The organism is Mesorhizobium sp. CC13 (assembly GCF_039907765.1).
In the GTDB taxonomy this organism is placed as follows: domain Bacteria; phylum Pseudomonadota; class Alphaproteobacteria; order Rhizobiales; family Rhizobiaceae; genus Aminobacter.
In genome coordinates, this window is the sequence record NZ_JARDJI010000010.1 from 31,711 (window position 1) to 51,259 (window position 19,549).

General features: G+C 67.9%; 20 protein-coding genes. 10 read left to right on the forward strand and 10 right to left on the reverse strand.

Annotated features, from left to right (window positions below; all coding sequences use genetic code 11):
- Window positions 1–69 precede the first annotated feature (69 nt).
- Both PV773_RS14785 and PV773_RS14790 read left to right on the forward strand, forming a co-directional pair.
- Window positions 70–747, forward strand: a complete 678-nt coding sequence (locus PV773_RS14785) for an amino acid ABC transporter permease (RefSeq protein WP_347967083.1) — start codon at window positions 70–72, stop codon at window positions 745–747.
- 27 nt (window positions 748–774) lie between these two features.
- Window positions 775–1,923 (forward strand): aminotransferase class V-fold PLP-dependent enzyme, encoded by a 1,149-nt coding sequence (locus PV773_RS14790; RefSeq protein WP_347967084.1) that lies wholly within the window; start codon window positions 775–777, stop codon window positions 1,921–1,923.
- A gap of 6 nt (window positions 1,924–1,929) precedes the next feature.
- Here the strand turns inward: PV773_RS14790 and PV773_RS14795 are convergent, their stop codons facing one another.
- Both PV773_RS14795 and PV773_RS14800 read right to left on the reverse strand, forming a co-directional pair.
- On the reverse strand, window positions 1,930–2,631 hold the full coding sequence (locus PV773_RS14795; RefSeq protein ID WP_347967085.1) for a GntR family transcriptional regulator: 702 nt from the start codon (window positions 2,629–2,631) through the stop codon (window positions 1,930–1,932).
- 98 nt (window positions 2,632–2,729) lie between these two features.
- On the reverse strand, window positions 2,730–3,899 hold the full coding sequence (locus PV773_RS14800) for a pyridoxal phosphate-dependent aminotransferase (protein ID WP_347967086.1): 1,170 nt from the start codon (window positions 3,897–3,899) through the stop codon (window positions 2,730–2,732).
- Window positions 3,900–4,154: 255 nt separating this feature from the next.
- On the opposite strand from PV773_RS14800, the gene PV773_RS14805 reads away from it, so the two are divergent.
- Window positions 4,155–5,420, forward strand: a complete 1,266-nt coding sequence (locus tag PV773_RS14805) for an AGE family epimerase/isomerase (protein ID WP_347967087.1) — start codon at window positions 4,155–4,157, stop codon at window positions 5,418–5,420.
- 98 nt (window positions 5,421–5,518) lie between these two features.
- On the opposite strand, the gene PV773_RS14810 is transcribed toward PV773_RS14805, so the two are convergent.
- Window positions 5,519–7,504, reverse strand: coding sequence for an acyltransferase family protein (locus PV773_RS14810; RefSeq protein WP_347967088.1), 1,986 nt, complete (start codon window positions 7,502–7,504; stop codon window positions 5,519–5,521).
- 255 nt (window positions 7,505–7,759) lie between these two features.
- On the opposite strand from PV773_RS14810, the gene PV773_RS14815 reads away from it, so the two are divergent.
- Window positions 7,760–8,197 (forward strand): hypothetical protein, encoded by a 438-nt coding sequence (locus PV773_RS14815; RefSeq protein ID WP_347967089.1) that lies wholly within the window; start codon window positions 7,760–7,762, stop codon window positions 8,195–8,197.
- A gap of 121 nt (window positions 8,198–8,318) precedes the next feature.
- On the opposite strand, the gene PV773_RS14820 is transcribed toward PV773_RS14815, so the two are convergent.
- From PV773_RS14820 to hemC, 6 genes are all read right to left on the reverse strand, one after another.
- Window positions 8,319–9,029 carry a glutamine amidotransferase gene (locus PV773_RS14820; protein ID WP_347967090.1) on the reverse strand — a complete coding sequence of 237 codons (711 nt, stop codon included), beginning with the start codon at window positions 9,027–9,029 and terminating at the stop codon, window positions 8,319–8,321.
- 7 nt (window positions 9,030–9,036) lie between these two features.
- Complete coding sequence (locus PV773_RS14825; protein WP_347967091.1) at window positions 9,037–9,516, reverse strand: TerB family tellurite resistance protein; 480 nt, start codon at window positions 9,514–9,516, stop codon at window positions 9,037–9,039.
- Between the two features lie 47 nt (window positions 9,517–9,563).
- Entirely contained in the window at window positions 9,564–11,153 is a 1,590-nt protein-coding gene (locus PV773_RS14830; RefSeq protein ID WP_347967092.1) for a heme biosynthesis protein HemY, read from the reverse strand.
- 16 nt (window positions 11,154–11,169) lie between these two features.
- Complete coding sequence (locus PV773_RS14835; protein WP_347967093.1) at window positions 11,170–12,546, reverse strand: phage tail protein; 1,377 nt, start codon at window positions 12,544–12,546, stop codon at window positions 11,170–11,172.
- Between the two features lie 113 nt (window positions 12,547–12,659).
- Entirely contained in the window at window positions 12,660–13,376 is a 717-nt protein-coding gene (locus tag PV773_RS14840; protein WP_347967094.1) for a uroporphyrinogen-III synthase, read from the reverse strand.
- A complete protein-coding gene (hemC, locus tag PV773_RS14845) occupies window positions 13,377–14,306 on the reverse strand; it encodes a hydroxymethylbilane synthase (RefSeq protein ID WP_347967095.1) in 930 nt (309 codons plus the stop codon).
- Window positions 14,307–14,404: 98 nt separating this feature from the next.
- Between hemC and tsaD the strand changes: the two genes are divergently transcribed.
- From tsaD to PV773_RS14870, 5 genes are all read left to right on the forward strand, one after another.
- Window positions 14,405–15,490, forward strand: a complete 1,086-nt coding sequence (gene tsaD / locus PV773_RS14850) for a tRNA (adenosine(37)-N6)-threonylcarbamoyltransferase complex transferase subunit TsaD (protein WP_347967218.1) — start codon at window positions 14,405–14,407, stop codon at window positions 15,488–15,490.
- Window positions 15,487–16,470: an NAD(P)H-dependent glycerol-3-phosphate dehydrogenase gene (locus tag PV773_RS14855; protein ID WP_347967096.1), complete on the forward strand. Its 984-nt coding sequence runs from the start codon at window positions 15,487–15,489 to the stop codon at window positions 16,468–16,470. The genes tsaD and PV773_RS14855 overlap by 4 nt, the downstream gene beginning before the upstream one ends.
- A 21-nt stretch (window positions 16,471–16,491) precedes the next feature.
- A complete protein-coding gene (locus PV773_RS14860) occupies window positions 16,492–16,788 on the forward strand; it encodes a YciI-like protein (protein ID WP_347967097.1) in 297 nt (98 codons plus the stop codon).
- A gap of 22 nt (window positions 16,789–16,810) precedes the next feature.
- Window positions 16,811–17,245: an EVE domain-containing protein gene (locus tag PV773_RS14865; protein WP_347967098.1), complete on the forward strand. Its 435-nt coding sequence runs from the start codon at window positions 16,811–16,813 to the stop codon at window positions 17,243–17,245.
- A gap of 68 nt (window positions 17,246–17,313) precedes the next feature.
- Entirely contained in the window at window positions 17,314–17,916 is a 603-nt protein-coding gene (locus PV773_RS14870) for a methyltransferase (RefSeq protein ID WP_347967219.1), read from the forward strand.
- Window positions 17,917–18,172: 256 nt separating this feature from the next.
- On the opposite strand, the gene gcvA is transcribed toward PV773_RS14870, so the two are convergent.
- Window positions 18,173–19,090 (reverse strand): transcriptional regulator GcvA, encoded by a 918-nt coding sequence (gcvA, locus tag PV773_RS14875; RefSeq protein WP_347967099.1) that lies wholly within the window; start codon window positions 19,088–19,090, stop codon window positions 18,173–18,175.
- Window positions 19,091–19,225: 135 nt separating this feature from the next.
- Between gcvA and PV773_RS14880 the strand changes: the two genes are divergently transcribed.
- Window positions 19,226–19,474 carry a hypothetical protein gene (locus PV773_RS14880; RefSeq protein ID WP_347967100.1) on the forward strand — a complete coding sequence of 83 codons (249 nt, stop codon included), beginning with the start codon at window positions 19,226–19,228 and terminating at the stop codon, window positions 19,472–19,474.
- The last annotated feature ends 75 nt before the right edge of the window (window positions 19,475–19,549 follow it).

Genomic DNA, 19,549 nt, shown 5'->3' on the forward strand with positions numbered 1-19,549 from the left:
GCGGCGCCCACAGCCACTCAAACGACGCACCGGTCCTCGCGGCCGGTGCGCCCCTAACCGGGCCTTGCCATGGAACTGATCAACACGTTCTTCAACTGGGAAATCCTCGTCAGGTCCTTCCCGATGCTGCTGCGCGGCGTCAGCAACACCTTGCTCCTGGGCTCTGCGAGCATCGTCTTCGGCGGCGTGGCCGGGCTTCTGGTGTGCCTCATGCGGCTCTATGGCCCCAGGCCGGTGCGGCTCTTGGCCATCGCCTATATCGACGTGCTGCGGGCGATGCCGATCCTAGTGCTGCTCATCCTGATCTACTACGCTCTGCCCTTCGTCGGCATCCGCTTCTCGTCCTTCACCTCCGCGACGCTCGCCTTGTCGCTGGTCCTCTCCGCCTTCACCGCCGAGGTCTGCCGCGCCGGCATCGAGAACGTGCCCAAGGGCCAGTTCGAGGCGGCCTCGGCCCTCGGCCTCGGATTCTGGATGGCCATGCGCAAGGTGATCCTGCCGCAGGCGCTGCGCGTGGTGGTTCCGCCACTGACCAGCAACGCCGCGTCGATCTTCAAGGACACGGCCCTCGCCTCCGTCGTCGCCATGCCGGACCTGCTCAAGCAGGCCACCGACGCGCAGGCGCTGATGGCCAATCCCACCCCGCTCATCGGCGCGGCGATCATCTACCTCGCCTTCCTGCTGCCGCTGGTCCGTCTGGTCAGCTACCTGGAAGAGCGCGGCAAGCAGCGGCTGGCCGCGCGCTAGAGTGTCCGCGTTCGAAGGATCACAGGCATGAATGCTCCCAACCCAGCCGCGGACGGCTCCGGCTACTTCCTTTACCACTCGATCGGCATGTATCCGGGCAAGGCCGAGGACATGGCCGCGGCGTTCTCGGCGTTTTCCTCGAGTTGGGGCGCCTGCGACGACGGCCAATGGATGCGGGCGCTCGGCCAGCGGCAGCAATTCATCGACCGCTGGAGCAATCTCATCGGCGCGCCCAAGGGGACGCTGACGACGGCCGAGAACGTCACCACCGCGCTCTACAGCCTGATCGGCTCGCTGCCCGCGCGTCATCTCGCCGGCCGCAAGCTGCTGGTCGCGGCCGACTGTTTCCCGAGCCTGCATTTCCTGCTTGCGGGCCTTGCGCCGCGCCTCGGCTTCACGCTTGAAACCGTGCCGCTGCGCAGCGGCGAAACCTGGGTCCGCGACGAGGACATGATCGCGGCCTGGACCGAGGAGGTCGGACTTGCGCTGATCACCTTCGTGACCTCGACGGCCTCGCATCGCTGCGACCTGGAGCTGCTCGTCGCCCACGGCCGCCGCATGGGCAGCCTCGTCGGCGTCGACATCACCCAAGGCGTAGGCCTGCTGCCCTTCAGGGTCGATGCGCCGGCCGTGGACTTCACCGTCTCGACCACGCTCAAATGGCTGTGCGGCACGCCCGGGGCCGGCATCATCCATGTCGCCGAGCCGCTGCTGAAGCAGTGCCGGCCGGAGCTGCGCGGCTGGTTCAGCCAGGAGAACATCTTCTCTTGGAACCTCGACGCCTTCGCCTATGCCGCCGACGCGCGCCGCTTCGATCACGGCACGCCTTCGGTGCTGGCCTGCGCCGGCTCGCTGCCCGCACTCGAATGGCACGCGGCGCAGGACCTGGCGGCGATGCGCGCGCACAACCGGGCGCTCGGCGCCGAGATCATCGCCCGCGCCGACGAGCTCGGGCTTTCCCTTGCCAGCCCGCGCGACGAGCCCCGCCGCGGCGGCAGCATCATGCTCAGGCTTCCCAACTCGGCCGACACCGCCGAGATCGTCGACCGGCTGCGCGCGGACGCCATCCATGCGGATTGCCGCGGGCGGATCCTCCGCTTGTCGCCCGGCATGATCACCACGCCCGAGGGCGTCGACCGGCTGTTCGCCCGCCTTCGCGGCCTTCTCGGTCGGTGAACACTTTCAGCGCGACGATTCGACGGCCATGCAAAGCTGCCTGAGCAGGCCCTGGGTGGCGCCGATGTCGGCGACCATGGCATCGCGCGCCGCCGCCCCGTCGCGCTTGCGCAGCGCCTCGACGATGGCGCGATGGTGTTGTGACAACGGCTCCTGCAACCCGCTCCCCGGGCGCGGCGAGATCTCGGAGGACAGCATCCGCATGTAGGGCCCGTGGCGAAGCCACAGCGTGTCGATGAGTTGCACCAGCACCTCGGAACCCGAGGCGCGGTAGATCGCGAAGTGAAAATCCCGGTTCTTCAGCAGCATGTCGTAGACGTTGCCGGACGCATAGGTCGCCTCGTGCTCGGCGACGATCGCTTCCAGCGCGGCAAGCCCGCCCTTGTCGACATGCGCGGCGGCGAGTTCCGCGGCCAAGCCCTCGAGCACGGTGCGCGCCCGATAGATGTCGTCGAGCCGCTCGACCGAGACCTGCGGCACCTTGGCCGACCCGTTCGACGCCACCTCGAGCGCATTTTCGGCGGCCAACCGTCGCAACGCCTCGCGCACCGGCATGTGGCTGGTGCGGAACGACGACGCCAGCGCCGAGATCGTCAGGGCTTGCCCGGGATCGAAGCGCCCTGTGATCAGGGCGTTGCGCAGCTGCAGGTAGACGCCGTCGCCCATGGTGACGCGCGAGGCAACGGGCTCCAGTTGGTCGTCCAGCATCTCCGGTCTCCTGTTGCGGCGAACGGCTCCGTCGACGAAGCCGTCCTCCCTATCGCCAACGGCTCTAGCGCAACGGCCTTGCTGCTGCCAGAGCGCGCTCAGAGGCCGTTGAAGAACCGCGCCAGCCTGTCCATCGCCTCTTCCAGCCGCTCATGGCTCTGCGATCCGAAGCAGACGCGCAGGTGCCCCTCGCCCGCGGGGCCATAGAAGCTGCCCGCCTCGACCACGACATCGACCTTGTCGAGGATTGCGTCGGCCGCCTCCTGCGCGCCGAGACCGGTGCCGCTGATGTCGGGGAAGGCATAGATGGTGCCTTCCGGCATGGCGCATTTCACGCCTGGCATCTGGTTGAGCCGGCTCACCACCAGGTCGCGCTTGCGGCGATCGTCCTCAACCATCTCGTCGAGGACCGCGGCCGGGCCGGTCACGGCCGCCAGGGCGCCGTGCTGGATGAAGGTGTTGACATGGGTGACCTCGCTTGCCGTCACCTTCATCAGCGCCGGCATCATCGCCTTGTCGGCGGCGAGGTAGCCGAGACGCCAGCCGTCCATGGCATAGGCCTTGGTGAAGGCGAACATGCTGATGGTCCGCTCCTTCATGCCGGGCAGCGAGGCGATGCTGACATGCTCTGACCGGTCGAAGACGATCTGCTCGTAGACCTCGTCGGAAACGACGACGAGGTCATGTTCGATGGCGAGATCCGCGACGTCCTGCAGTTCCTCGCGACAATAGACCCTGCCCGTCGGGTTCGAGGGGTTGACGAGCACGATCATCCGCGTCCGCGGCGTCACCAGCGGCGCGATCAGCTCCTTGCGGATGCGGAACCCGGCTTCCTTGTCGAGAGGCGCGAAGACGACCCGCCCGCCCGCCATCTCCACCTTGCCGAGGTGCTGCGGGTAGTAGGGTTCGAGCAGGATCACCTCGTCGCCGTCGTCGACCAGCGCCATGAAGGCAGCGAAGGACGCCTGCGTCAGGCCGTTGGTGATCAGGATTTCTCCGGCTTCGACATCGAGCTTGTTATGCTCCCTGAGCTTCGCCGCCAGGGCCTGGCGCAGCGGCAGTATGCCCTGCAGGTCGCTGTAGTGCACTTCGCCCGCCTGCAGCGCCCTGATGGTCGCGTCCTTGATGTGGCTTGGCGTGTCGTGCACCGGTTGGCCGAGTTCGAGATGGATGAGGTCGCGCCCGTCATTCCCCAGCGCCGCCGCCTTGGCGAACATGCCGTAGCTCTTCCTGGAGGTCTGCGTGATGCGTCTGGCGAAGCGGGGCATGGGATTTTCCTGAGCGATTGGCAGCGGCACGGCACTTCGTCACGACGGCACAGCCCGGCCGTCGCCACTCGGCGCGATTGAACGAGGACCGGATAACATAGTGTGCGCATTTGATCAAATGCGCATTTTATCTTCACCGAACGCCAATTGCCTCTTCGCCTCTCCGCGCGTTTTCCAGTTGAGGCCCGTGCCAGGAACGTAATAGTTCCCGGTCGACGCCGGCATGTGCGTACCGAACAATGGGAGACGAAGTTCATGGCTTCACTGGAAACGGCCGCAGGCTCGGCAAAGTGGGCGACGCTGGCTGGCCACCGCCTCTGGCTGCTGCAGCAGGCCGAAGCGCTATTCGGATTCTTCGAGCGCAACAGCATCAACCCGCTCGGCGGCTTCCACGAGCTCGACGACCTGGGCCGCCCCTTCGCTCCCGGCGCCGTGCCCGGCAAGCATGCCGGGCGCCAGATCCATGTCACCACGCGCATGGTCCATTGCTTTTCGATCGCCCACCTGATGGGCCGCCCGGGTGCCGCGGCCCTCGTAGACCACGGCATGGATTTCCTCTGGAACGGTCACCGCGACCAGGTCAACGGCGGCTATTTCTGGGGCGTCGGCTACGAGGGGCCGACCAACGACACCAAGCAGGCCTACGGCCACGCCTTCGTGATGCTTGCCGCCTCCAGCGCCAAGGTCGCCGGCCATCCCGACGCCGACCGGCTGTTGACCGACATCTCGACCGTGCTTGAAGAAAGGTTCTGGGAAGAGGCCCACGGGGCGGTCGCGGAGGAATTCACGGCGGACTGGAAGTCTTACGACAGCTACCGCGGCCAGAATTCCAACATGCACCTCACCGAGGCCCTGATGGCCGCGTTCGAGGCGACCGGCGACGGCAACTACCTCTCCATGGCAGAGCGCATCGCCGACCTCATCATCCGCCGTCATTCCGCTGCCGCCGGCTGGCGCCTGCCCGAGCATTTCACCACCGACTGGAAGCTCGACCGCGATTATTCCGGCGACCCGATGTTCCGGCCCTTCGGCACCACGCCCGGCCATTCGCTCGAATGGGCGCGTCTCCTGCTGCAGCTCTGGGAACTCGGCGGCCGCAAGCTCGCCTGGCTGCCCGACGCGGCCAGGAACCTGTTCGGCCAGGCGGCCGCAGACGGCTGGGACACGGCCAAGGGCGGCTTCTACTACACGCTCGAATGGGACGGCTCGGCCCGCATCCGCGACCGCTACTGGTGGCCATGCTGCGAGGCGATCGGTGCCTCCGCCTTCCTCAATGCCATCGACGGCGATCTAAGCTACGAAGAGTGGTACCGCCGCATCTGGAATTTTTCGGCCGCGCGCTTCATCGACCGCGCCAATGGCGGCTGGCATGCCCAGCTCGACGCCGACCTCAGGCCCAATGCCGGCCCCTTCTACGGCAAGCCCGACATCTATCACGCGCTGCAGGCGTGCCTGATCCCGCTGTTGCCGACCACGGGCAGCATCACCCGCGGGCTCGTCCAGACCGGCATCCGGCTCTAGAGCGTTGCCGCTTTTCTTCGAATCGCGGAAACGCTCTATCTCTTTGTTTTTGCGCAATTCCGGACGGAAAACCGCTGCGCAATTTTCCTGGAATTGCGCTAGCGCGCCCTCTGCGCCACCTGGTCGCCGAAGATCGCCCGCTGCAGCGGCGCTGCCAGCGACGCGGCATAGGGCGTGGCGATGTGATGGCGGTCGCGGAACGTCAGCTTGCCGCCGATCATCGCCGGACAGTTACGCGCATCGCAGAACTGGCCGGTGAGGTCGACATAGCGCACGCCGCCCATGCCGGCGACCGCCGCCTGTTCCGCGGCAAAGACCTGCTCGTCGATGGCCTGGTCGCGGGGCGTATCGCAGGCCTCGGCACCCCGTCCTTGCCAGAGCGACCGCGCCACGCATTTGTCGAGATAGGACCTGTGGACCGGAACGTCCCGGATCAGAACCACCTCGGCGCCCGCCTTGCGCAGCCGATCGGCCGACGCCCTCAGTCCTTCGGCCCACGCGTCACGGCCGACGAGGTGCTCGAGCTCGCCGTTCACCCGGTTTTCGACATAGCTGTAGGAATATTGCGAGACGATCACGAGTTCGGGCTTGAGTGCTGCGATCTCGTCGAGGGCCCGGCGCCGCCACTCGTCGCATTCGCTATATTCCCTCGCCAGCACCTCATTCCAGGACTGCACCTGTGCTGCCGGACATGACGACTTCATATAGGTGACCAGCCGCCAGCCTCGGCTTTCGGCGATCTCGGCCAGCGGCGTCGACCAATGGTCGGCATGCGAATCGCCGAACAGCACCACCGTCCTGTCCGAGTTCGCGGCCCCGAGGATGCAGCGCCGCGGCACCGTCTCCTCCCGGGCGAGCACGCATCCGCTGTCGAGTTGGCGCGCCGAGGAGCCGCGGGCCGCGCTTTCCATGATCAGGCGCTGGTTGGGGTCGATGCTCTGCGCCGCAAGCTGCGCTGCGGCATAGGACAAGGTCGCCCCGGCCGAGGTCAGCAGCGCCGCCAGCCCCAGCGATCGCACCGACCTTGCAGCGAGCCAGCCGCTCAGCCGCACCGGGTTCTCGACCAGGTGGTAGCTCAGCATCGACAGGCCGAAGGTCAGGGCGAGACAGGCGAGTCGCCCCGCGAGCGACAGATCCGGAACCAGGATGGTGGCGAAGACGATGACCGGCCAGTGCCACAGATAGAGCGAATAGGACAGCTTGCCGACCCACTGGAACGGCGCGAGCGCGAGCGCGGCGCCAGGCGCAGACCTGCTCTGGCGGGCGCCGGACAGGAGCAGCATCGCGGTGCCCGCCACAGGCATCAGCGCGATTAAACCGGGAAACGGATCGGTTTCCCTGACGCTCAGATAGGCCGCGCCGATCAGCGCGATGCCGGCCCATCCCATCGCCGGTGCCGGGCGGTAGCCTGCCGCCCAGCGCCGTGCGACCGGGAGCGAGACAAGCCCGCCCGCAGCGAACTCCCAGGCGCGCAGCGGCGAGAAGTAGAAGGCCCAGGGCTGCGACGTCTTCGTCATCCAGGCACTGGCGGCGAACGAAACGAGGGCCGCCAGCGCCAGGAGCACGGCCATGCCCCTCTCGCCCGGCCGGAAGCGCGCGACGAGCAGCAGCAGCGCCGGCCACAGCAGGTAGAACTGCTCCTCCACCGACAGCGACCAGAAATGCAGGAACGGGTTGTTCGCCGTGTCGGTGGCGAAATAGTCGAACGACCACCTGAGCAGCCACATGTTGATGACATAGGTGGAGGCGAACAGCGCGCCCTTGGCATAGAGCTGCTGTTCCGACGGCGCGAGGATCAAATAGCCCGCCGCAAGCGTGGCTGCGATCACCAGCAGCGAAGCCGGCAACAGGCGGCGGGCGCGGCGGCCGTAGAAGCGCCAGAGGTCGACTGTCCCCGTGCGGCCGATCTCCTGCATCAGGTGGCTGGTGATCAGGTAGCCCGAGATGACGAAGAAGATGTCGACGCCGATGAAGCCGCCGGGAAGGCTGGTCATGCCGAAATGGAATGCGACCACGCCGGCGACGGCGATGGCCCGCAGCCCTTCGATGTCGGGACGGAACGACGCCGAAGCGGGTGTCGTCATGCCTTCGCCTGCCTGTCTGTCATGAAGCGCAGGATTGTTCAGGCGGCGGCGCCGGACAATTCAAACCATATTGCAATGCAACATGATCGCCGTGGCCGGCAGCGGCTGTAACGCAGGGGACACAAGGCGTTGCGGCTGGTCGGCGGGATAACATTATGCCCGGCCTTTTGTCGCGCCGCCCGATTTCTCGGGGAACCGATGCGCGCATGAACGGGTTAATCCGCGCGAGGGGCCGAATCTCGAAGAGGAAGATCAATGAGACATTCTCTCGCCATCGCGATCCTGCTCGGCGGTGCCGCGCTGGCCGCGCCGGCAGCCGGCGAGGATGCGATCGCGCCGTCGACGATGCCAGCCCAGATCGATCCGGGCACGACCGCCAGCACCGGCTCCATCGACTTCGCCACCGTCATGTCGTCGATCCAGGCGAGCAGCAGCACGGCCACGGCCATCCAGTCGCTGACGGCGGTCAAGTCGGTGAACATCGTCAAGGTTTCGGAGATCGCCAGCAAGGACGAAATGCAGAAGCTGGATCAGGCGGAGAAGGATAACCAGGCCGACATCACCGGCGTCCAGGCCGCAATCATGGCCAACGCCCTGCTGAAGGAAAAACTCGACGCCGAGAATGTCGACACCTCCAGCATCCTCGCCGCAAATATCGCGGCCGACGGCGCCGTCACGGTCTTCGTGCGCTAGCGGGACCTGACTGCAGCCCCGCGCGTCTCAGGAGGGACCGGCATCTATGCTGCGCAGAGCGGTGCGGTCCGGTGGCTGCGGTGCCGGGCCGGCCGGCTTTCGCCGCCCCTTGCAGTTCGTCTCAATCCTGCGCGGGGCGTCCGAAGATCTTGTCCAGGAACTCGTCGAGCCAGCGCTTGAGATGCATGTCCCAGATCAGGCGGCCGCCGAGATGGTCGCGGCCCGGCTGCGCGCCCGGCAGCACGAAGCGCTCCGCCCCGCGCACCACCCAGCGCTGCATCATCATCCGGGTCAGCTCGGCATGGAACTGGATGCCCCAGGCGTTGTCGCCATAGCGGAACGCCTGGTTCGGATAGGTCTCCGACGAGGCGAGCAGCACCGCGTCCTTCGGCAGCGAAAAGCCTTCGCGGTGGAACTGATAGACCATCTCCGGCCAGTGCATGAGCTTGCGGCCTTCCTCGGTCGCCTTGATCGGGTACCAGCCGATCTCCACCAGCCCGTCGCCGTGACCCTCGACCTTGCCGCCGAGATGGTTGACCAGCATCTGCGCGCCCAGGCAGATGCCGAGGAACGGCCGGTTCTCCCTGAGCGGCACGGCGAGCCAGTCGGTCTCGCGACGCACGAACTCGTCGTGGTCGTTGGCGCTCATCGGCCCGCCGAACACCACCGCGCCCGCATGTCCATCCAGTGTTTCAGGCAGGGTATCGCCCAGCGGCGGCCGGCATATGTCGAGGTCGAAGCCGTTCTCGATCAGCATATGGCCGACGCGGCCTGCACTGGAATGCTCCTGGTGCAGCACCACCAGAATTTTCGGTCGCGCCTGCCCCCGCATCGAGCGTCTATTCGTCTGGTTCCGATCCAATCGCGACTCGGGCGTTCTCGGCCGCCCTGTGCTTCTCTTCGATGCGGTCGCGCCGCTCCACCCCCATCAACTCGGCGACGCGCCAGATGGTGTTGTCCTCCATCTCGTGCACCTGGCCGTCGGCATAGACGACCTCCCACATCATGCCGATGAAGTCCTTGCGCGCCTGCTCGTCGAGATTGCGCTTGAGCACGCTGGTAAAGGCGTAGAGGTCGATCGCCTCGTTGTCGGCCTGTTCGCCCGCCTTGACCAGGCGATCGAGTTCGGTGCCGGAAATGCCGTAGCTCTGCGCCAGGAGTTGCTTCAGCCGCTCCCACTCGACGTCCTGCCGGTCTCCGTCCGCGTCCATGACGTGATAGAGCAGCGCCGCCACGGCAACGCGCAGGTCGTCCTGGCGCGACGGAGCGCCGCCCACTGCGGGAAGGTCCCTCAGGAATGAGATCATGCGTTCGAACATCGGCGGTTCCTGTAGCTGCAAAACCTGGATTTAGGCACGGCCGCCGCTCAAAACAATCTGAAGCGGCGCTGGGCGTTCTCCCGGTCATCGTCCGGATCGACGCCGGGATCGTCGGGCAGGCGGATCGGCTCGGCATCGCCGTCGTCCAGAATCGTTTCGTCGCGCGGCTTCGGCTCGGGGCTGTCGGTGCCCCCATCCTGCCCGCCCTTCGCCGGCCGTGCGCCGGCATCGGCCGGTGCCACCTCGTGCTCGATCTCGACGATGTCGTCGCCGGCCGGCTGCGCCGCGCGAATGGACGGGATCGGCACCCGCTCGGCGGTTTCGTCCTGCTGTTCGATGAGATGGCCGAGCCGCTCTTCCGGCGCCCGCCACTCGAAGGCGTCGAGCCGCCCCGTGACCGGCGAGAACGGCGCCCAGCGTTCGGAGACGACGCCGTCCGCCACCCAGGCCGGGTCGCGCGGCGCCCGCACCGCCTTGGAAAGCCACTGCCGCACCTTGCCCTGGTTGCCGGTCTCGGCCTCCTCGATGTCGGCCAAAAGCAGATAGGCGCCCTCGCGGGGCTGCATCCGCGCCGCAGCCGTCGCTTCCGACCGCGCCAGCGCATAGTCCTGCGCCCCGAGCGCCGCGCGCGCCACCGTCAGCGACGATTCCGGATTGTTCTGCTTCAGCGACTGCAGCTTCTTCGCCCGCGCCAGCCGGTCGAGCACCGCATCGCCCGGCCGGGCGTGGACATAGAGCTCGGCGATGTCGGGCAGCGGTTCGGCCTTCCATGCCGCCTCCAGGAGCTTCGAGCCCTTGCGCACGTCGTTCTGGCGGAACAGCACCTTGGCCGCGACGACCGCCGCCGGGCCGAAATCCGGCCGTAGCCGGTTGGCTTCCAGTGCCGCGGTCCGCGCCGCGTTGAAGTCGCTGTCGAGCAGCGACATCGCCTTGGCGGTCAAAAGCACCGAGCGGCGGTTGTTGGCGACGTCGCGTTCCACGAGCCGCGACGCCTTCTGCGCGTCGACGAGCGCCAGCGCGCCGTCCCAGTCGCCGCGCTCGGCCTTTTCCTCCATGGTCGATTCCGCGGCCCAGCCGAGCTGCGGCGCGAGCCCGGCGGCGCGCCCTGCATAGTGGCGGGCCGCCGCCCGGTCACCCAGTCTTTCGGCCTCGAGATAGAGCCCGCGCAGCCCGAGCAGGCGCATTTCGGGGTCGTCGAGCATCGCCTCGAATTTCTGCCGCGCCGCGTCGTGGTCGCCTTCGAGCAGGGAGGCCTGCGCCTCGAGCAGATGGATCAGCGGCTCCTGGTCGGAACGGATCAGCTTGGCCGCTTCCTTGTTCTTCTTGCGGGCAAGTGCTGCGTCGCCGGCGCCCGCGGCGATCATGCCGGTCGACAGCGCCTGGTAGCCTCGGTCGCGCCTGCGGGCGCGGAAATGGCGGGCGATCGCATAGGGGCTGTTCCACAGCGCCTTGGTCAGCCACCAGAGCAGCATGACCGCGGCAACGATGGCGGTCACGGCCACCGCCGCCACCATCAGCGTGACCCTGTACTGATATCCCCCGAAGGTGACGACCATGTCGCCGGGCCGGTCGGCCAGCCAGGCAAAGCCCAGCCCGAGCAGGAAGACGACGGCCAGGTAGAACAGGATGCGGATCATCTCGTGTCCCCTCGCCTCAGGCCTTCATCGCATTGGCGACGAGTTGGTCCACCTGGTTCTCGACGTCGAGCCGCGCCTTGAGCATGGCGGCGAAATCGGCGCCGGCGGCCTTGGCCGCCTCGGGCAGCGTCTCGTATTCGGCGATAGCCTTGGCGAAGTCGCCCTGGTTGACGGCTACCTCCATGCGCGCCACGGTTTCCGGCACTCCGCTGCCCTCTACCTGCCCGATCGGCCGGACCTTCACCAGCTGCTCGGCGCTCGAAACCAGCCGTTCGACGATCCCCGCATCCGGGTTGACCGGCTTGGCCGCGGCGATCATCGCGTCGGCTACGGTACCGGTCTCGGCCACGATGTCGGCACGCGTCGCAACACCCTTCTCGGCATAGTCGCGCAGGGCCGCCAGCTGCGGCGAACCGGGGGCGATCGCCGCAAACGTCTCCAGCTCCGCGCCAAATCCGCCGCCGCGGTCGACGGCCGCCTTGAGCGCCGACGCCGCGATCGCCAGCGCGATCTTCGGCTGCGAGGCCTGCGCCTCGACCTTGGAGGCGAGCGACGACATCGACTGCTCCAGCGCCGCGATGTCGCCCGCATCCGACTTGGTGGCCTCGCCCGCCGCCTTCACCGTGGCGTCCAGCGCCGCGACGCGCTCGTTCAGCGTTGCGATATCGGCCGACACGCCGCCGCCCTGGCCGAGCGACGCCACCTGCCCCTCCACCGCCTTGATCCGATCGTCGAGGCCGGCAAGGGCCTCGCTCGAACCGGCCTGTCCGGCAGCCTGCCTCATCGTTTCGATCTCGGCCTTGGCCTGGTCGATCGCCGAAGCCAGCCCGGCGATGCGGCCGTCGACATCTCCGGTCGCGTTCGATGCCCCGAGATCGGCGACGCGCGATTTCAGCGATTCGATCTCGGCCTGCATCTGGTCCGCGCCCGCCGGCGCCTGCGAACCGCCAGGCGCGCCGAGGATACCGGCAAACTGCAGTCCTCCGGCGGCCAGCAGGGCGATCAGGCCGCCCGCGAGGCCGGCGGCGATGGCCGGCATGCCGCCGCGCTGAACCGCAGCGCTGGGCGCCGGTCCGGCGTCGACGCTTTCCGAAGCCGCCGGCTTGGGCGTTTCGGCGGCCTTCGGCTGCTCGGTGTCGAAGCTGTAGTCGTAGGAAACATAGTCGTCACCGGGCCTGGCGGCCGTTTCACCGGCGTCGGCCGGCTTTGCCTCCTCGGCAGCTGCGACCGCCTCGTCGCCCGTGGTCGCGGCGACGGCCTCGGCAGGCTCCGCAGCCTCGGTCGCCTCCGTCGTGGCCGCCTCCTCGACGCGCGAAACCGCACCGGGTTCCAGTTCGATCGTCATCGGCTCGCGATGCGACTTCGAGTGGCGCGTCTTCGGCGTCTTGACCATGCTTGGGGCTCCGCGATTTGGTTGGCACAGGTCCCGCGACCGATGCGGGGTCGCAGATGGAAAGCAGTAACACCCACCGACCCTCGAAAAAAGGCCGCGATATGGCGCGGCCGTCAGTCTGGATCGCCGAGAAGGTCGAACAGCGCGTCCTCGTTCGGATCGAGCGCCACCTCGACGCTCAGTCCGCCGCCGATGGCCGCCGCGATCCGTCCCGACAGGCAGCAGCAGCGGGCGTTGCGCAGCAGGCTGTCGGCCTCCGCCTGCGTCTCCATCAGGGTGCCGAGCGCCGCCGCCGCCCGCGCCGAGTAAACGAGCACCGCATCGATCGGTTGCCCGCCGAACCGCTGGCTGACCAGCGCCGGGTTCGGCGACAGGCCGACCGTGTCGTAGGTCTCGATGGCAACGACCCGCGTGCCATTCATGCCCAGCCGGCGCTCGAAGTCGGGCATGCGCACTCGGCCGCAGAGATAGGCCAGCGTCGCCTTGCCCATTTCCCTGGCGATGCTGTCGGCGAGGGCCGCGGCGTCGCCCGGCCCCTCGCGGACCGAGGCGAAGCCGGCCTTGCGGGCGCTTTCGGCCGTGCGGGCGCCTACGGCATGGCAAGGCAGGTGGCCGAGGCGCTCGACGAGCCCGCTCGGTGCATGGCGCAGCGCGTTGGCGCTGGTCACGGCCACCGCGACGGCGTCGGGCGGCACCAGGCCGCGGGCAACCGGCAAGGCGCGCGTTTCGGAAAGCGGCAGCAGTACCGGCTCGAAGCCGAGCATTTCGAGGCGCCGCGCGGTGCGGGTGGCGCCGGGATCCGGCCTCGTCACCAGCACGCGCAGCGCCATCTAGCTCCACCCCTCGAAGAACTTTTCGCCGGCCCGCGCCCGCACGTCCTCGCCGGCCTTGCGGCCGATCGTAGCCGCTTCAGTCGCGCTGCCCTCGGCCCTGGCCTCGTGCGACAGGGTGCCGTCCGGGGTCAGGATCAGCCCGGAGAAGGACAGGCGATCGCCTTCGATCTCGGCATAGCCGGCAATGGGTGTGCGGCAGGAGCCGTCGAGCGCGGCGAGAAACGCGCGTTCGCAGGCCAGCGCCTGGCCGGTCGGCTCGTGGTCGATCGCAGCCAGCATGTCGCGCACACGGTCGTCGCCGATGCGGCTTTCGATGCAGATCGCGCCCTGCCCCGGCGCCGGCGGGAACACCTCGACCGGCATCAGGTCGGTGATGATGTCGGTCAGCCCCAGCCGGCGCAGGCCGGCATGGGCGAGGATGGTGCCCTCGGCCACGCCCTCGCCGAGCTTGCGCAGGCGGGTCTGCACGTTGCCGCGGAACATCGCCACGTCGAGGTCCGGCCGCATGCGGCGGATCAGCGCCTGGCGCCTGAGCGACGACGAGCCGACGACCGCGCCCTCGGGCAGGTCGACGATCTTCTTCGCCGAACGGCCGATGAAGGCGTCACGCACGTCCTCGCGCGGCAGGAAGGCCGAAAGCTCCAGCCCGTCCGGCAGTTGTGTCGGCATGTCCTTGGACGAATGCACGGCGAAATCGACGTCGCCGGCATAGATCGCCTCTTCCAGCTCCTTGGTGAACAGCCCCTTGCCGCCGGCCAGCGAGAGAGGGCGGTCCTGGATGCGGTCGCCGCTGGTGGAGATCGCCACGATCTCGAAGGCTTCCTCGGGCAGGCCGTGCGCCGCCATCAGCCGCGCACGGGTCTCGTGCGCTTGCGCGAGCGCCAGCGGACTGCCGCGGGTTCCGATTTTCAAGGCTCTGGTTTGCATGGCGCCCGGTCCGTGATAACCCCGCGCTGGCGGGGCGGTCCCGTCCCTCCTATCTAGGAAATTACCACCGGGCAATCATGCAGGGTAGCGACCAATTGATCCGCGTTCTGGGCATCGAGACGAGCTGCGACGAAACCGCGGCGAGCGTCGTCGCGCTCGAGCCGGGCAAGGAGCCGGTGATCCTGTCGAGCACGGTGCTCAGCCAGATCGAGGAACACGCGGCCTTCGGCGGCGTCGTGCCCGAGATCGCCGCCCGCGCCCATGTCGAGGCGCTCGACGGCATCGTCGAGGCGGCCCTCGAGGATTCGGGCGTTGAGCTTCAGGACATCGACGCGGTTGCGGCCACCGCCGGACCCGGCCTCGTCGGCGGGCTGATCGTCGGATTGATGACCGCCAAGGCCGTCGCCGCCGCCGCCGGCAAGCCGCTGATCGCCATCAACCACCTCGAAGGCCATGCGCTGACCGCGCGGCTGACCGACGGGCTCGACTTCCCCTACCTGCTGCTGCTCGTCTCCGGCGGCCACACCCAGATCGTGCTGGTCAAGGGCGTCGGCGACTACCAGCGCTGGGCGACCACCATCGATGACGCGCTCGGCGAAGCCTTCGACAAGACGGCCAAGATGCTCGGCCTGCCCTATCCGGGCGGTCCCAATGTCGAGAAGGCGGCGGCCGCGGGCGACGCCACCCGTTTCGTCTTCCCGCGCCCGATGAAGGGCTCGGCGCAGCCCGATTTCTCCTTCTCGGGCCTGAAGACGTCGGTGCGCCAGGCAGCGACCGCCGTGGCGCCACTCAGCGACCAGGACGTCGCCGACATCTGCGCCTCGTTCCAGGCCGCCGTCACCGACACGCTCGGCGACCGCGTCAAGCGCGCCCTCGCCCGCTTCCGCGCCGAATTCCCTGACGTCGCCACCCCGGCGCTCGTCGTTGCCGGCGGCGTCGCCGCCAACAAGCAGATCCGCGCTCGGCTCGAAACGCTGTGCGCCAAGAACGGCTTCAGCTTCATCGCGCCGCCCATGGCGCTGTGCACCGACAACGCCGCGATGATCGCCTGGGCGGGCATCGAGCGGCTGCGCGCCGGGCTCGCCGAGCCTGACGCATTCGATTTCGTGCCGCGCTCGCGCTGGCCGCTGGACAGCGTGTCCGCGCCGGTCGTCGGCTCCGGCAGGCGGGGAGCCAAGGCATGAGCGCATACAAGGTCGCGGTTCTTGGCGGCGGCGCCTGGGGCACTGCCCTTGCGCTCGCCATGCTACGCGCCGGCCATGCCACCTCGCTTTGGGCCCGCGACGCCGACAGCGTCGCGGCCATCGCCAAGGGCCAGAACCCGCGCTACCTCCCAGGCATCACCTTCGAAACCGGCATTGTCGCCACCACAGACCTTGCGACCGCGCTTGCCGGTGCCGACTGCGTGCTGGTCGTCACCCCGGCGCAGGCGCTGCGCAGAGTGCTGTCGGAGATCAAGCCGCATGTCGCGGCACATGTGCCGCTGGTGCTCTGCGCCAAGGGCATCGAGCGCGACACCGGCACCCTGCTCTCGGCCATTTCAAAGGAAATCCTGCCCGGAAACCCCGTCGCCGCCCTGTCCGGCCCGAGCTTCGCCACCGATGTCTCGCGTGGCCTGCCCACCGCCGTCGTCGTCGCCTCCGAGGACGAGGCGCGCGCCCAGGCACTGGCGACACGCTTCTCCGCCGCCAACCTGCGCTGCTATTCATCGGACGACCTGATCGGCGTCGAGATCGGCGGCGCGCTGAAGAACGTCTTTGCCATTGCCGCAGGTGCTGTCACCGGTGCTGGCCTCGGCGCTTCGGCCCAGGCAGCGCTCGTCACCCGCGGTTTCGTCGAGCTGCGCCGCATCGGTGCTGCCTTCGGCGCCCGGCCCGAAACACTGATGGGCTTGTCCGGCCTCGGCGACCTCATGCTCACCTGCTCGTCGGTCCAGTCGCGCAACTTCGCCTACGGCGTCGCGCTCGGCAAAGGCGAGGAATTGTCCGGCCGCCCGCTCGCCGAAGGCGTCGCCACCGCTTACATCGCCGCACGCCTGACCCGCGAGCGCGGTATCGACGCCCCCATCGTCGAGGCAGTCGCCGCCCTGCTCGACAACGCCATCACCATCAACGAGGCGGTCGCCGGCCTGATGTCGCGGCCGCTGCGCGCCGAAGCCGACTGATTTCCGTACAGAGAGGACAACATGCTTTTCGCACTGATCTGCAAGGACAAGCCGGGCCATCTCCAGGTCCGCCTCGACACGCGCCCCGAGCATGTCGCCTTCCTCAACGACCTCAACGCCAAAGGCGCGCTGAAGTTCGCCGGCCCCTTCCTCGACGCCGACGGCAAGCCGGATGGCAGCCTTGTTGTCATCGAGGCGGCCGATGCGGCGGCGGCCAAGGCGATCGCCAGCGCCGACCCCTACGCCAAGGCCGGCCTGTTCGACAGCGTCGACATCCGCCCGTGGAACTGGGTGTTCAACAATCCGGCCAGCGCCTGATCGGCACAGCGAGGGGGACGACATGAGCGAGAAGAATTACTGGCTGTTCAAGTCCGAGCCGTTCAAATTCTCCTTCGAGATGCTGAAGGCCAAGGGCAAGGACGGCACGCAGTGGGACGGCGTGCGCAACTACCTCGCGCGCAACAACATGCGCGCCATGCAGATCGGCGACCTCGGCTTCTTCTACCATTCCAACGAGGGCCTTGAGGTTGTCGGCATCGCCGAGGTCTGCGCGCTTGCCCACCACGACACCACGACCGAAGACCCGCGCTGGGAATGCGTCGACATCCGCTATCACAGCGAGATCCCCAGGACGGTCACCCTGGCCGACGTCAAGGCCAATCCGGCGCTCGAGAAGATGTCGCTGGTCACCTCGATGCGCCTGTCGGTCCAGCCGGTCACACCTGACGAATGGCAGGAAGTCTGCCGCATGGCCGGGCTCGCCAAGGCGCCGTGACCACCGCCTCCCCGACACGCCTGACGCCCGAGAGTGCGGAAACCTTCATTCTCGCCAACACGGCGCTGATGTTGCCGCCCCATGTGCCGGAGATTTGCCTGCGCCTCGCAGACGAGGCGCACGACCTCTGGCACCGCACCGAAGAAGAGCTTTCCGAGATCGGCCTGCCGCCGCCCTTCTGGGCCTTCGCCTGGGCCGGCGGCCAGGGGCTGGCGCGCTACGTGCTTGATCATCCCGAGACCGTGCGCGGCCGGCGCGTGCTCGACTTCGCCTCGGGCTCCGGCCTCGTCGCCATCGCAGCGATGAAGGCGGGTGCCGCCTCCGTCGTCGGCGCCGACATCGACCCGTTCTGCGAGGCAGCCATCCAGCTCAATGCCGAGGCCAACGATGTCCCGGTCGGCTTCAACGGTTCCGACCTCGTCGGCCATGACGGCGGCTGGGACGTCGTGCTCGCCGGCGACGTGTTCTACGAAAAGCCCTTCGCCGACCGCCTGGTGCCATGGTTCGAGGCGCTGCGTGCCCGCGGCGCCGAGGTGCTGGTCGGCGACCCCGGCCGCGCCTACCTGCCCAAGCACCGCCTGGAGAAGCTCGCCACCTACGAGGTGCCGGTCACCCGCGCTCTCGAGGACGCCGAGGTCAAGCGCACCACCGTCTGGCGCCTTGCTCCGTGAAAGGCATGGGGTTCTCTGAAAAGGAACCATCGCAGCTTCATACCCCCACCCCTAGCTAGCCCCTCCCCACAAGGGAGAGGGGGACCTTGCGGCGCTGCCAGCCGAGGCCACGTCGAACATGTTGGCCAAGCCGGTGACGAGGTCGTCACCCTCCCCCTTGTGGGGAGGGGTTACGGGTGGGAGTATCTCACACGCGATTGCCTTGCAGGCAGGGGTGCCTGGTGGGCTCGGGAGAAGACGCCAGCGGCCTAGCCCCTCACACCTCCGTCTTCGCCGCCTCCTCCAGCATCCACTCCCTGAAGGCCGCGATACGTGGATCGTCCTCGGTGCTTTTCGGATAGACCAGGAAATAGGCGAACTCGCGCGACACGCGGATGCCGAGGTCGAAGGGGCGCACCAGCCGCCCCTCGGAGAGGTCGTTTGCGACCATCGCGAAATCGGCCAGCGCCACCGCGCTGCCGTCGATCGCCGCCTGCACCGCGTCCGAGGAGGCGGTGAAGACGATGGCCCGGCTGTCGTCGAAGTCGTCGACGCCGGCGGCCGCCATCCACATCCGCCAATTCGGCCAGGTCACGCCCTGCTGCGACCACTCGATATGCACCAGCGTGTGGTGGAACAGGTCGCGCGGCACCCTGAGCGGCGGTCCTGATGCCAGCAGCCTCGGGCTGCACACCGGAATGATCATGTTGTCGAACAGCCGGTCGGCGCACAGGCCCGGATACTTGCCCATGCCGAAGCGGATGGCGACATCGACGTCGTCGAGGTCGAAGTCGCGCACCTCGTAGCTGATGTCGAACCTGAGCTCGATGTCCGGGTGCAGCTTGCGGAAACCGTCGACGCGCCGCATCAGCCATTTCGAGGCGAATTGCGCGTCGAGCGTCACCTTGAGCTGCGTGGTGCCGCGCGTCAGCTTGCGCGCCTTGGAGACGGCCCGGTTGAGCGCCTCGATGGCGTCCGCCGAGGCGTCGCACAGCGCCGCCCCCGCCTCCGTCAGCCTGATGCTGCGGCTGGTGCGCGTAAACAGCACCACGCCCAGCTGGTCCTCGATTTCCTTGATCTGGTGGCTCACCGCAGCCGGCGTCAGCCCCAGTTCGTCGGCGGCGCGCGTGAAGTTGAGGTGCCGGCCGGCAGCCTCAAGTGTCCTCAGCGCACGTGTCCCAGGCATCGACCGCATCGCGTGATCTTCAAGCCAAATTTGATAATCGAGAAAGAACTACTCGTTTCTCTTTTGTCTTTTCAGGCCCCATCATGGGACCAGTTGAAACAATGTCAAACCGGATTTGATGTCCGGGCGAAATGGAAGCCGACCATGTCCACCGATGTCTTCAAGGCACCCTATGCGCAGCCGAACCCGCAGAAGCCGCTTTTCGACTGGCTCCGCCAGATGCGCGCTGCCCTGCGCCTGCCGGCCCAGAGCTTCGGCTGCCTGACCGAACAGTACCGCCGCGACACCGGCATCCCCTGCCGTGACGTCGGCCACGCCGTCGACGCCGAGCTTGGCCGCCTCGGGCTGCTCGACATCGGCTGGCAGCCGCCGCGCCGTCCGAACCGCCACTGACCTTACCTGCAGTTCCCGCATCTCCCACTGCTGTTGGAAGGCAGTACCTCACCGGCCCGACGATCCCCAACGGAT

What these genes read in the sequence shown, in the direction of transcription:
- PV773_RS14785 (WP_347967083.1), top strand. Translation starts at nt 70, where the DNA reads ATGGAACTGATCAACACGTTCTTCAACTGGGAAATCCTCGTCAGGTCC.
- PV773_RS14790 (WP_347967084.1), top strand. Translation starts at nt 775, where the DNA reads ATGAATGCTCCCAACCCAGCCGCGGACGGCTCCGGCTACTTCCTTTAC.
- PV773_RS14795 (WP_347967085.1), bottom strand. Translation starts at nt 2,631, where the DNA reads ATGCTGGACGACCAACTGGAGCCCGTTGCCTCGCGCGTCACCATGGGC.
- PV773_RS14800 (WP_347967086.1), bottom strand. Translation starts at nt 3,899, where the DNA reads ATGCCCCGCTTCGCCAGACGCATCACGCAGACCTCCAGGAAGAGCTAC.
- PV773_RS14805 (WP_347967087.1), top strand. Translation starts at nt 4,155, where the DNA reads ATGGCTTCACTGGAAACGGCCGCAGGCTCGGCAAAGTGGGCGACGCTG.
- PV773_RS14810 (WP_347967088.1), bottom strand. Translation starts at nt 7,504, where the DNA reads ATGACGACACCCGCTTCGGCGTCGTTCCGTCCCGACATCGAAGGGCTG.
- PV773_RS14815 (WP_347967089.1), top strand. Translation starts at nt 7,760, where the DNA reads ATGAGACATTCTCTCGCCATCGCGATCCTGCTCGGCGGTGCCGCGCTG.
- PV773_RS14820 (WP_347967090.1), bottom strand. Translation starts at nt 9,029, where the DNA reads ATGCGGGGGCAGGCGCGACCGAAAATTCTGGTGGTGCTGCACCAGGAG.
- PV773_RS14825 (WP_347967091.1), bottom strand. Translation starts at nt 9,516, where the DNA reads ATGTTCGAACGCATGATCTCATTCCTGAGGGACCTTCCCGCAGTGGGC.
- PV773_RS14830 (WP_347967092.1), bottom strand. Translation starts at nt 11,153, where the DNA reads ATGATCCGCATCCTGTTCTACCTGGCCGTCGTCTTCCTGCTCGGGCTG.
- PV773_RS14835 (WP_347967093.1), bottom strand. Translation starts at nt 12,546, where the DNA reads ATGGTCAAGACGCCGAAGACGCGCCACTCGAAGTCGCATCGCGAGCCG.
- PV773_RS14840 (WP_347967094.1), bottom strand. Translation starts at nt 13,376, where the DNA reads ATGGCGCTGCGCGTGCTGGTGACGAGGCCGGATCCCGGCGCCACCCGC.
- hemC (WP_347967095.1), bottom strand. Translation starts at nt 14,306, where the DNA reads ATGCAAACCAGAGCCTTGAAAATCGGAACCCGCGGCAGTCCGCTGGCG.
- PV773_RS14855 (WP_347967096.1), top strand. Translation starts at nt 15,487, where the DNA reads ATGAGCGCATACAAGGTCGCGGTTCTTGGCGGCGGCGCCTGGGGCACT.
- PV773_RS14860 (WP_347967097.1), top strand. Translation starts at nt 16,492, where the DNA reads ATGCTTTTCGCACTGATCTGCAAGGACAAGCCGGGCCATCTCCAGGTC.
- PV773_RS14865 (WP_347967098.1), top strand. Translation starts at nt 16,811, where the DNA reads ATGAGCGAGAAGAATTACTGGCTGTTCAAGTCCGAGCCGTTCAAATTC.
- PV773_RS14870 (WP_347967219.1), top strand. Translation starts at nt 17,314, where the DNA reads ATGTTGCCGCCCCATGTGCCGGAGATTTGCCTGCGCCTCGCAGACGAG.
- gcvA (WP_347967099.1), bottom strand. Translation starts at nt 19,090, where the DNA reads ATGCGGTCGATGCCTGGGACACGTGCGCTGAGGACACTTGAGGCTGCC.
- PV773_RS14880 (WP_347967100.1), top strand. Translation starts at nt 19,226, where the DNA reads ATGTCCACCGATGTCTTCAAGGCACCCTATGCGCAGCCGAACCCGCAG.